The 10,924-nt window shown below is 56.5% G+C and carries 11 protein-coding genes and 1 tRNA gene; 4 read left to right on the top strand and 8 right to left on the bottom strand.

Annotated elements, in window-relative coordinates; all coding sequences use genetic code 11:
• Positions 1-13: 13 nt before the first annotated feature.
• Positions 14-955, top strand: a complete 942-nt coding sequence (locus FVE67_RS07045) for a flagellin N-terminal helical domain-containing protein (protein ID WP_168719909.1) — start codon at positions 14-16, stop codon at positions 953-955.
• 5 nt (positions 956-960) lie between these two features.
• On the opposite strand, the gene FVE67_RS07040 is transcribed toward FVE67_RS07045, so the two are convergent.
• The 5 genes from FVE67_RS07040 to FVE67_RS07020 all read right to left on the bottom strand — a co-directional run bounded on the left by FVE67_RS07040 (position 961) and on the right by FVE67_RS07020 (position 5,267).
• On the bottom strand, positions 961-1,242 hold the full coding sequence (locus FVE67_RS07040) for a hypothetical protein (RefSeq protein ID WP_168719908.1): 282 nt from the start codon (positions 1,240-1,242) through the stop codon (positions 961-963).
• A complete protein-coding gene (locus FVE67_RS07035; protein WP_168719907.1) occupies positions 1,208-1,657 on the bottom strand; it encodes a flagellar export chaperone FliS in 450 nt (149 codons plus the stop codon). The genes FVE67_RS07040 and FVE67_RS07035 overlap by 35 nt, the downstream gene beginning before the upstream one ends.
• Positions 1,654-2,985, bottom strand: coding sequence for a flagellar filament capping protein FliD (gene fliD, locus FVE67_RS07030; protein ID WP_168719906.1), 1,332 nt, complete (start codon positions 2,983-2,985; stop codon positions 1,654-1,656). Before fliD ends, FVE67_RS07035 begins: the two co-directional genes overlap by 4 nt.
• Positions 2,986-3,120: 135 nt before the next feature.
• Positions 3,121-3,531 carry a flagellar protein FlaG gene (locus tag FVE67_RS07025; RefSeq protein ID WP_168719905.1) on the bottom strand — a complete coding sequence of 137 codons (411 nt, stop codon included), beginning with the start codon at positions 3,529-3,531 and terminating at the stop codon, positions 3,121-3,123.
• A gap of 65 nt (positions 3,532-3,596) precedes the next feature.
• Positions 3,597-5,267, bottom strand: coding sequence for a flagellin N-terminal helical domain-containing protein (locus tag FVE67_RS07020; protein WP_168719904.1), 1,671 nt, complete (start codon positions 5,265-5,267; stop codon positions 3,597-3,599).
• Positions 5,268-5,462: 195 nt separating this feature from the next.
• Here FVE67_RS07020 and FVE67_RS07015 point away from each other — a divergent pair, with 195 nt between their 5' ends.
• On the top strand, positions 5,463-7,607 hold the full coding sequence (locus tag FVE67_RS07015) for a methyltransferase domain-containing protein (RefSeq protein WP_246167864.1): 2,145 nt from the start codon (positions 5,463-5,465) through the stop codon (positions 7,605-7,607).
• A gap of 1 nt (position 7,608) precedes the next feature.
• Here FVE67_RS07015 and FVE67_RS07010 read toward each other — a convergent pair whose 3' ends face one another.
• Both FVE67_RS07010 and FVE67_RS07005 read right to left on the bottom strand, forming a co-directional pair.
• Positions 7,609-8,310 carry a SapC family protein gene (locus tag FVE67_RS07010; protein ID WP_168719903.1) on the bottom strand — a complete coding sequence of 234 codons (702 nt, stop codon included), beginning with the start codon at positions 8,308-8,310 and terminating at the stop codon, positions 7,609-7,611.
• Between the two features lie 11 nt (positions 8,311-8,321).
• A complete protein-coding gene (locus FVE67_RS07005) occupies positions 8,322-9,149 on the bottom strand; it encodes a sulfotransferase domain-containing protein (protein ID WP_168719902.1) in 828 nt (275 codons plus the stop codon).
• A 519-nt stretch (positions 9,150-9,668) separates the two neighbouring features.
• Between FVE67_RS07005 and FVE67_RS07000 the strand changes: the two genes are divergently transcribed.
• A tRNA-Ser gene (locus FVE67_RS07000) sits at positions 9,669-9,763 on the top strand.
• A gap of 29 nt (positions 9,764-9,792) precedes the next feature.
• Positions 9,793-10,326, top strand: coding sequence for a (Fe-S)-binding protein (locus tag FVE67_RS06995; protein ID WP_168719901.1), 534 nt, complete (start codon positions 9,793-9,795; stop codon positions 10,324-10,326).
• Here the strand turns inward: FVE67_RS06995 and FVE67_RS06990 are convergent.
• Positions 10,323-10,754: a desulfoferrodoxin family protein gene (locus FVE67_RS06990; RefSeq protein ID WP_168719900.1), complete on the bottom strand. Its 432-nt coding sequence runs from the start codon at positions 10,752-10,754 to the stop codon at positions 10,323-10,325. The genes FVE67_RS06995 and FVE67_RS06990 overlap by 4 nt on opposite strands.
• Between the last annotated feature and the right edge of the window lie 170 nt (positions 10,755-10,924).

The raw sequence follows: 10,924 nt of genomic DNA, 5'->3' as shown, positions 1-10,924 counted from the left end.
GAGGTGATGCCCCATGCGTCTTAGCCTGCGCACCCTTTACGGGGGGCTCCTTTCGGATCTCGAAAAGCTCACCGATTCCCTTTACCGCTATCAGACCCAGATCGCCACCGGCAAGAAATATCAACTCCCTTCCGAGGCCCCCATCGAACTCAACTACGCCCTGGGTTATCGCCGGGCCCTGGCGGACATCGACCGCTACCGGGAATCCATCCGGGAGACCCGGAGCTTTCTCAAGACCACCGAAGGGGCCCTTGAGGGTTTCAAAAAACTCCTCGAAAGGGCCAAGACCCTGGCCATCCAGGGGGCCAACGACATCCAGAACCCCTCCACCCGTCAGGCCATCGCCCGGGAACTCGAGGGACTCCTTGAGGAGGCCCTGGCCCTGGCCAACACCCAGCACGGAGACCGCTACGTCTTTGCCGGAAACCGTCCCACAGGCTACGCCGAGGGCGAAAAACCCTTCATGCTGGAAAAGGAGACCCTTCCGGACGGCCAGGTGGTGGAAAGGGTGGTCTATCACGGGGGCCAGGAGAACCTTTACACCGGCTACGCCGAAGGGGCCCGCATCCTTGAGGCCCGCAACGGGGAGGAGGCCCTCATGGCCTCGGATCTTTTCGGGGCCCTCATCGCCCTCAAAAACACCCTTGCCCACAACAATGTGGCCGACCCGGCCAAGGAGGTGGAGGACATTCAGACCCAAATCGGGCGCCTGGACCGGGTCCTGAACCACATCCTTGAGGAGCGTTCGGACCTGGGGGCCCGCCTCAACCACCTGGATCTCAAAGACCAACTCTATCAGGACCTCCACACCACCCTCATTGGCAACCTGGGCGAGGTGGAAGAGGTGGACTATCTGGAGGCCGTGACCCGGCTTTCGGCCCGGCGCACAGCCTACGAAGCCGCCCTCAAGGCCGCCACCCAGACCATGGGCCTGAGTCTGGTGAACTTCCTCTAAACCGGCTAACCGAAACGCAGAAGGAGATAGCGGAGCTGGTGGAGAAAGGGCCGCAGGGTCCTTTGGATCTCCTCCACCCCGGAAAGGCCCCGGGCACAGGCCTCCTTCAAGGCCGCGGCCTCGGCCACCAATTCCTCAAGGAGGGTCAGGACCTCCCAGGCCTCGTCCAGGGTAAGCTCCTCCGGGCGCAAGCGGGAGACCCTTTCAAAATCCCGGGAAAGGGCCTCAAAGTCCCGACGGGCCAGGTCCTCCTTACAGCGTAGCAGTAAGGCCCGCAGATCTTCCACCGGACCGCCCTTCCGGGGCGAGTTTCCCCTCTTTCTTCAGGTTGACCTCGGCCTCGGCCCAGGCCTCCCGCAGGTCGGAGAGCACCTTCACCATCCGGCGCACGGTCTCCGGGTCGTCCTGGGCGGTAACCCGCAGGAGTTCGGCCGAAAGGGCCTCGTAGATCTCCCGGAGATTGCGGGCAATCTCGCCCCCGCGATCAAGATCCAGCGTGCCCTCGAGCACGGCCAGGATCTCCCCCGCCCGCCCCAGGGCCTCATACTTGCGGTTGATCTCTTCCGGGGAGGGCTCGGGCTTTTCCATAATCTCCGCCGCCAGCTTCAGGCTGGCCACGGCCTTGTCATAAAGAAGGATCACCAGCCGCAGGGTATTGGCCGTAGAGACCAGATTTTCCAGATAACGTTCACGGTTGATCATTTTTTCCCTCCGTACATTTCCGAAAGGGTTACGATATAGTCCTGAAGCCGCTTGATGGTGTTCTGGGCCTGGTTCATGAAGGCCTCGATCTTGGAATAGGTATAAAGAAGGGCCTGTCTTTCCTGGGCCAGGCGCTCTTCCATCTCCCGGGCCCGCTCGGTGAGATCGTCCAGGTGCTCCTGATACTCGTTGGAAAGCCCCTGAAGAAAGGTGCTCTCCTGAGAAAGATAGCGGGTATAGCCCTGAGTAAGGGTGGAAAGGGCACTTTGGACCTCGGAGGGATCTTCCTCGAGGAGGCGATTGAGGGTCTCGGTGTTTACGGAAATGTGCCCGGCGTCCGGGTCGTAGGTCACCAGACCCTTTTCCCGCAGGGGTTCCAGGAGATCGAAAAGGGTCCCCTCCAGGGTATTCACAAAGCCTTCCCCGAGGAGGATTCCCTTATCCACATCCGTGACCTCCCGGATCTTGTCCATGAGGGCGTTGAAGTTCTGGGCGAAATTGTTGAGGAAAGAGGTCACCTGGTCATAGTCCTCGGTGATCTCCACCCGGGCCGTGCCCGGGGCCTTGGCCGTAAGATCCACCCCGGTCATGAGGTTGGTGAAGGTGTTGGTGGGGCTATAGACCGGGGAGCCGGAGCCGATCTGGATTTCGGCGTTGCGGCCTTCCTGAAGCACGGCGGTATCCAGGGCCCCGAGCTCTGCGGGAAGACTCCCGGAGGCGATCTCTATGGCGTAAGTTCCACCCACGGTGTCGGTCTCCACCGTAGAGGCCCCTTCGTCGGTCTCGGAAAGAAGAAGCCGATAAGAGGATCCATCGTAGTAGACGCTGGCCGTAACCCGGCTCTGAGCAGAATTAATGGCCGCCACCAGATCCTCCAGCGTCCCCCCGCCGAAATCGATGGTGTAGTCCTCGTAGGAGGTGTCGCTCAGGTGGTAGCGCAGGGTGAAGGTGGCCGCGGAAAGGGGAGTGGAAAGGTCGGAGACCCCGGCGGTGGTAAGACGCATCTCCTTGGCCGCCAGGCGGTTGACCGTGACCTCGAAGGACACCTCCGGGGCCTCCTCGGTCACCGAAAGGGTCACCACATCCGGATCGGAGGAGACCCCCTCCCGTCCGGCAAAGAGATCGGGTATGGTCACCCCCTCAAGGCTCCCCTCAAAGGAGTCCACCGCGGAAAGGAGACCATCCACGGCCTCCTTTTGGGCCTGATAGATGGTCTCTTCGTCGGCCAGGGGCTTCAGGGCCTGGGCCTTGAGTTGCATGATGCGGTCCACGAAGGCCGCGGCGTCGAACTGCCCGGTGAGGTTGCTCAGGGTGATTTCTCCGGCCATCTTGCCCCCGCTTCCCTGGTCTCTTTTTTTAATCGGAAGTTCCGGGAAAAACTTTAATCCCCGAGCCCAAAATAAAAAGGAGGGGGCAAGCCCCCTCCAGGGTTTCTCTCATCTCAAGCCCCCGTCCCCTTTCTTCTACACCCTTTCGTTCACCAGGATCCCCGAGAGAAACCGCTCCAGGTTCTTCCAGAGCTTGACCAGGTATTCCGGAGGTATCTGCCGGATGACCTGGTTGGTCTCCTTGTCCACGATCTTGACCACCGGGATATCCAGATCCTGGTCGATCTCAATCTTGAGGTACTTGCTGAAGGGATCCAGGCGCCGCGAAAGCTCCTCCAGGATGCGCTTGAGTTCTTCCGGAGAGGGAGAGCGGGACCGGTTTTCGCCCTCGGCCTCCCTCTGATAGGCCGAAATGATCCGGGAAAGGCCTTTGGGGCTCGTCAGCCAGGCCGTCTGCGCCGCTTCCGGAGCAATCCGCTCGGCCGAAGAGGAGTGGGCTTTCTCGTTCTGGGGGAGAAGGACCCGGATCTCATTAGCCACCCTCATCGTCTAGCCCCCTTCTCTTATTTCCAGGGGGCCCCCTCTTGCGGAGAGGGCCCCCTTGGCCCGGTTTATCGGAGGAGCTGCAGCACCAACTGCGGCAGCTGGTTGGCCTGGGCCAGCATGGCGATACCGCTCTGCATCCGGATCTGGAAGGTAGTGAAGCGGCTCATCTCCTCGGCGTAGTCCACGTTCCGGATGACGTTTTCGGCCTCCTTGGTGTTGTCGTAGGCCGTCTTCTGGGCATCGTAAATGGACTGGAGGTTGTTCATCACCGCCCCGATCTGGGAGCGGGCCTTATCCACCTGCTGTATGGCCTTTTTCACGATGAGGAGAGCCTCTTCCGCGCCCTCATTGGTGGAGACATCAATGGTGTAGAGGTTACTGAAGGTAGCACTAGCCGCGGTGGAAGAAACATCGAGATTCAGACCTTCTGCCGCGGAGGCGGTGGTATCGCTGACCCCGTTGAAGTTTACCTGGAAGGTTTCCACACCCGCAATGCTCAGGGCCCCCACCTTAATAGCCGAGTAGGTGGCTGTCCCGGAAGTGGAGGAAGTAGCGGTTGTAGAAACAGTACCCGTACCAGAGAAGCTCGAAGCACTGCCGATTATCTGATCCAAATTGACCGTATAGTTAAGAGTAGCAGAATAAGTTCCAGTAGCAGAGGAAGCTGAGAGGGACCAATTTACTTCGGCCTGTACAGCGATGGTTTCTCCATGGGAGGTCTTGAGGACCAAGTGCCCGTTATCTGCACTGGCGGTAATAGGAGCACCTACTGCAGCGGCCTGACTGTTGATCTGATTGACCAGGTCCGCGAGGGTGATATTGGGGGAAAGACCGGTAAGGGAGAAGGTGGGTGAGGAAACAGACCGGAGATCATTTTGATCTCCAACAAAGAATTTGAGATCCACGGTAATTGAATCGCTGTAAGTCCCTGAACCACTAGTAGCAACACTACTAGTCACCAGGCCGGTGTAAGTATCTCCGGTGCTGCTGTTGGTGGCCGTGGCCTCGATTCCCGCATTCTGAAGGGTACTATTGGTGTTGATTTGATGGGCAATGTAGGCTGCATCCACCAGATAAGCCGTGGAGCTCGTGTTGCTCAAAACGGTCTGGCCCGCCACACTGAAAGAATCCCCGCTGTCCACGGTAAAATTTGTTCCGGTAAAGTTAGTGCTGGAAAGAGCCCCCGTGTTCGAAGTAACGGCTCCGCTTCCGCTAAGGGTATAAGCCCCCAAGCTTTCGGCCCGCAGGTCGCTTATGGTCACTGTGACCACCTGGTCCTTCCGGGCTCCGTAGTGGATATATTTGTTCTTAAAGGTCCCATCCAAAAGCTTAATCCCGTTATACTCCGTATCCGTGGCGATCTTCTTGATGGCGTCAATGAAGTTGGTGATCTCCTGCTGGAGAGAGGAGCGGGCGTTGGGGTCGTTGATGTCGTTGGCCGCGCTCTCGGCCCGGGTGTAGATGGCCTGAAGCTTGGAAAAGATCTGCCCCGCACTGTTTTCCGCAATGCGCAGGGCCGAAAGACCCGTCTGGATGTTCTGGTTGCCCTGGTAGAGCCCGGCCCCCACCACCGAAAGCTGGTCGGCGATGAAAAGGCCGGCCGCGTCGTCCTGCGCCGAAAGGATGCGCAATCCCGTGGAAAGGCGCAGGAGCGACTGATTCATGAGCCGCTCGTTGGCCTTCAGCGCGGTGTGTGTAGCCGCGCTTTCGTAGTTGAAGTTAATCCTCAGGGCCATGGCTAACCTCCTTTGACCTTATTTTCATTTTCTACTATCCTTATCGGCCCCTGGTTCGAAAACTTTAACCTCCATAAAATGGCACTCCTGTCAATTTGTTGACCTAAAAGGCCCGTCCCTCCGCCTCTTCTCCGGGCTAAAAGAACGGCACGCAACCTGCTATAAATTAAGGAGAGATCCTATAAGGAGGATGCGGTGCAGGTAAGGAAGGCCACGGCTACCTTTTCCATGGACTTTAACGACTACCACCTGGTGCTCCGGGAGGGAGAAAAACTCCTTTTTGCCGACGATGTCTTCGCCCTGGTCCCTCCGGAATACCAGAAGCTTCTGGCCCCGGTCAAGGCCGAACTCCCGCCCTTTTACCGGGGGGAGGACCTGCGGGGGAAGACCCTCCTGGTGGTGGCTCAGGCAGCCATCGGGGATGCCCTTTGCATGACCCCGGCCCTGCGCGAGGTCAAGCGCCGTTTCCCCGACCTGCGCCTCTGGGTGTCTGTCTCCGGAAGGGCCCGTCCGGTGCTGGAAGGCCTTCCTTACATCGATGAGCTCCTTCCCATGCCCGTGCCCTATGCCAAGGTAAAAAAGGCCGACTACCTGGTCAAGTGCATCGAGATGGTGGGAAAACCCCAGTTCGACCAGCTCAATCTGGTGGAATACTTTCTGTGGAAGCTCTACCTTCCCCGGGCCGAGGACGAGACCCCGGATGTACGGGTGGACGAGGAGCCCCTGGCGGAGCTACGCCCGGTCTTTGAGGAAATCCGGCGCCTGGCTCCCGGGAAAAAGGTCCTCCTTTTCCACTACCTGGCCAGCTCCGTCCACCGCACGCTCCCTCCGAAGCTTCTCGCCGAGATAGAAAAACTCACCGCCGAAGAGTATGTCCCCGTGATCTGCTCCCTGCCCCAGGAAGACCTCACTGTAGAGGTCTCCCTGGATGTCTATGGAGTGCGGGCGGCCAATCTGTCTTCTCTTATGAAAGATGTGCGCTATCTCGTGGCCGCAGTCTCTCTGGCCGACGCGGTGATCACCGCCGATACCGCCACCCTGCACATCGCCGCCGGCCTCAAAAAGCCCACGGTGCTGGTCTCCGGCCCTATTAATCCCGAGTTCACCTCCCGAACTTACCCTACGGTGGTTCCAGCCCGGGCTCACTACCGCGGGGAGACCTGCATGGCCCCCTGCGGCCAGCACGCCACCGGTCAGCCCTGCTCCGAGGCCCTCAAAAAGGGCCAGTATTACAGCCCCTGCCTCGAGAGTCTTCCCCCGGAGGTCATCGTTCAGGCCCTGCGGGACGCCTGGAGCCTAGCTCAGGGGGACTATCAAAAACCCTCCAGATGTCCGGTCTGCGAAGGGCCGGGGCCTTTTTCTCTCTTTGAACACCTCAACGGCTTTCCGATCTACGAATGCCCGGCCTGCGGGCTGCAATTCGCCTGGCCTATGAGGTCTGAGGATTACGAAAGAATTTACTCGCAGAGAAAAGCGGGGAATCTTCTAGACTTCGGTGAAACACCTTATGAATCCTATCTTAAGGTGGAAAAAGATCCGGAAAACGAGATTGCCCGCTGGGAAAAAGTGCCCCGACTTAAAGTCCTCCAGCCCCTTTTCAGGGAAATCCCTCCGGGAAAACACCTGGATGTGGGGTGCGGCACGGGGTTCCTCCTCCTCATGACCCAGAAGTTCGGCTTTGAAGCGTATGGTATGGAGGCCTCGGAGGAGGCGGTAAAAATCGCCCGGGAGCACTTTGGACTTCGGGTGGCTCAAGCCTTAACCTTTGAGGAATTGCCTCCCGAATTTCGGGGTCCCTATCGGTTGATAACCGCTCTCGAGGTCCTGGAACATGTGGAAGACCCCCGGGCCTTTCTTTCCGGAATATACGAACTCCTGGAAAAGGACGGTATCCTCATCCTCAGCTGCCCCCCTTTTTACAAGTTTGAAAATTTGAGCTACGGATACAGAAAATACAAATGGTGGGGCAACGACTACCCCCCTAATCACCTCACCCGTTGGAAACCCTGGACACTTTATTACGCCCTCCGAAGGACTGGATTTTCCGAAATCCACCTCTTTACTGAACCTTTCATTCCCGGAACCCTCCTTGAGGGGGCCCGGCCCATTACCCTTAATTTGGAACTTCCCCACGGGGGAAAGGTCACTATCCCCACTGCGGTTTCGGCAAGGATACTGATCGAAAGCCTGCGCTCCCTTTACCTAAACGCCCCCACTTTAGGAAACTTCCAGTATGCCTTGGCCGTAAAAGAAAAAAACCCAGGCCTAGACTTTCGGGAACTTATTTTGAGGGCCATCCGCTTTGCCGGGGCCGAAATAGTCTGGGGGCCTGGAGATTGATCTAGAAAGGAATCTGGCCCTGGTATTCTTTGAAGATCTCAAAAAGGGCAAAATTCCTCAAGCTAAAATTTTGAGTAAAAAGCAAAGGCAAATATCCCTTGGTATTAAAATAATAAAGCTTCTCCGGCTTAATTTTTATAAAAGCATGCATATTGGTTGTCAAAGCATTTTTGAGGTCTAGACTACCGAAAGTGAAGGAATGCTTAACACTAAGAAGGGTAAGCAGCCCTTCTTCAGCCACCTCTTTGAGCATACTTTCTGCCCGGTGTAGATCCTGGGCTATACGGGTTAGTTCGGTTTTGATGTTTTCCAAGTAAGGGGAGGGCTGACCTTTTTCTTCAAAAAGAGGTTCCCCCTTCTCCTCCGTAAGGGCCGACTCGTCCACCAGAATGGTAAAATCTCCCTCCGGAGTGGGGCTGAGAGAAAAAGGATAAGCCCTGACTAGTGAGGGTATAATTCCCGTCTTCCAGGTTCCGTCGGGATTTACGAAGATGTTAGTGTTTCCCGCCCCAAGCATGGCAAAAACCCCATAACGTTCTTCTCGTCGGGCAAAAAAGACCGGATACCACATGCTACAGGGCACAATTTCCGAAAATCCTATAGGAATCAATTCCCAACTCTGGGCGAAGTCATAACCAGAAGGACGCAAAATTCTTTTATGGGCATGGCGTTCGGGATCTAAAGGAACCATATTCGCAAACATTACTGGGCCTCCTACTTTAAGAGATAAGGTTCATAACCCAGGGTTTTCATGAGGGGGAGGTTCAATTCTTCTATGATTTTGATGGCCTGGGGAGTGAGTTCCTTTTTCCATTCCTCAAGGCCCCCCCGACGGAAAAAGCGTCCGTCCTTAAATTTTTCAAAGGCCGTTTTCTGTATGACCTTTTTAACTATTCCGGGACCCGCATCCACTTCCAGGAACTCAAAAAGACGTGCATAGTGGTTTTCGGGATCTTGGCGCAAATCTTCATAGCGTATAATTAAGACCCTTTCGGGATATTTTTTTTGTAAAGAAAGGATAGCCTCAACGTCTCTCTTCCAGATAGCTCCAGAGTCGGCAGCCCAAAGCTCAATGGTTTTCCCCCGGGTTTGACGAAAGTTAGGGTTGATCCGCATATTGAAGTGCCACCCGGAAACTACCACACTACGCGGATCCCTTACCGGAGAAATTATGCGGGCTTCGGGAAACCATTTTTCCACTAAAGGAAGCCAAAAAACGAAGTGGTTGTCTTTAAGACCGTAGCGTTTTACGGAACGCCCTCTGGCTCCCTTAAGAGCTGCTCTTTTAACGGCCACGCTAAAAAGGTATTCCACATCCTCCGAGTCAAATAGAACCGCCCCCTGACGGGCCGTAATTTGGTCTCCATATTCTAACAATTTATTGTAATGCACCAAAAGTAATTGTTTTAAGCCGTTAAGGATGTCTATAAAACAATGCTCCACCGGGCAAGAAAGCTGGGGGTGGGAATTTAAGAGCATCTGGACAAAAGTAGTCCCGGCCTTAGCCGTGCCAAAAACAAAAAACATCTCCTTGCTTTCCATATTTTGGAATGTAGCCCCAGCTTTAAAGGTTTTCAAGATAAAGTTTTTCTGCCTCTCCTTAGCTCCCTTTCCTCAAAAAAGCCAACCCCTTCCAGACAAAAATATCTCCTTCTTGGGCGTTCAACCTCCATGGGCCGGAATTTCCCCATAAGGCCTGGTGCGGGATTGCGCCGGGAGGGAAACCTGGTAGCCTTTGAGGAGGAGGCCCCGAGAGTGCCGGAAGTGAGCCATCTTCGTCCTGGAGGAGTAAAGGACCTCGTCTCCCGTCTCAAAAGGGCGCTTTGCAGGGTCCCGGGAGTTTCCGCGGCGATCCTTTTCGGCTCCTACCTGGAGATGCCGGAGCTTGCCCGGGATGTGGACGGAGCCTACGAAAGGGCCCTGGAAAGGCTTTCGGCCTACTTCATCGAAAACGAGATCGTGCTCAAGGGCCGGGATAAGTATCTCCTCGGAAGACTGCGGGAAAACGGGACAAATCGGCGGGTTGATTTTAGGGGGCAAGCGTTTAGAATAAGGAAGGCCGGAGGGGTGCCCGAGTGGACGAAGGGGTGCGGCTGGAAACCGCATGTGCGGGGCATAACCCCGCACCGAGGGTTCGAATCCCTCCCCCTCCGCCAGGCCTTAAATCCCGGAAAGGACTTAAAACTTGAATACCTCCCTCCTGCGTAAAGATTTTCGGCTGGAACCGGCCTCCTGTTACGTGGACGCCCGTTGTCCCCGTTACAAGGTGGTGGTGCCGGCGGAAAGGGATCTCTCTCCCCTCCTTCCTTATCTCAACGCCGTAGCCAAGGTCCTTTATTACGATCCGGAAGAGCCGGCCCTGGTCTTCCGGCTGGAGGGCTGGAAGGTGGCCGTAAGGAAGGACAACGTGCAGATCGGCCCGGTGCCGGACATGGAGATAGGACGGCGGGCCAAGGAAAAGGTGGAGGCCTTCCTGGAAAAGGTCTGGAGCGAAAGGGATTCCCTCACCCCTCGCTACGAACCCCACACCCTCCCTCCTCCCCTAGAAATCTACAAACTCCTTCCCCGGACCAATTGCGGCCGCTGCGGGGAACTCACCTGTATGGCCTTTGCTGTAAAGCTGGCCTCGCTCGAGGCCGAGCTTTCCGACTGCGCCCCCCTCTACGAAGACCCTCGATTTAAGGAAGCGGCCCAAAAACTGGAGGCCCTTCTTTCTTAGGACACCTCCACTTTTACCGGCTCACTGATCCAGGTCCCGTGGAGATTGCAGTTTTCCACCGCCTCCAATACTGCCGAACGGTTGAGCCGGACGCGGAAAACGGCCACCGGGGAAAGATTTCCACCCCGGGGAAAACGCACCTCCGCCACTTGCTTCCCATTACACAGGAGCTCGATCCGGGTGATCCAGTGTTCCGGCGTGGAGGGATGCTCCACCAGATATCCCACCCGCACCCGCACCTCAAACCATTCCCCGGCCTTAACCTTTGAAGGAGCCTCTACCGCCGGGACGTGCTTTTTCTCCAGAAGGCTGGGATGGGCCGGATCCTTGAGGCGCAGATAGGTCTCCTCTCCGCGGGCCTCCCTTGCCACCAGGGGCCCTCCCACCAGAATCCCGGCCACGGCCTTTAAAAAGGTGCGCCTTTCCATGGGGTCCCTCCAAAAGTGTAATTGTTTTTCAGGTTAGAAAACTTCGGGAGCGCCTGTCAAGTTTTCTGTGTCTGGACTTAGTGGTCATCTTTAGAAAACCTCTCCTCAAAAAGGTACCTCAGGAGATGAGCTACTTCCCGATACTTCCAGTTAGGACGCCGGTAGTGTTT

It is taken from the genome of Thermosulfurimonas marina, from assembly GCF_012317585.1.
Classification (GTDB): Bacteria; Desulfobacterota; Thermodesulfobacteria; order Thermodesulfobacteriales; family Thermodesulfobacteriaceae; genus Thermosulfurimonas_A; species Thermosulfurimonas_A marina.
Note: the sequence above shows the minus strand (reverse complement) of the source record. Positions and strands in the feature narration are given on the sequence as shown.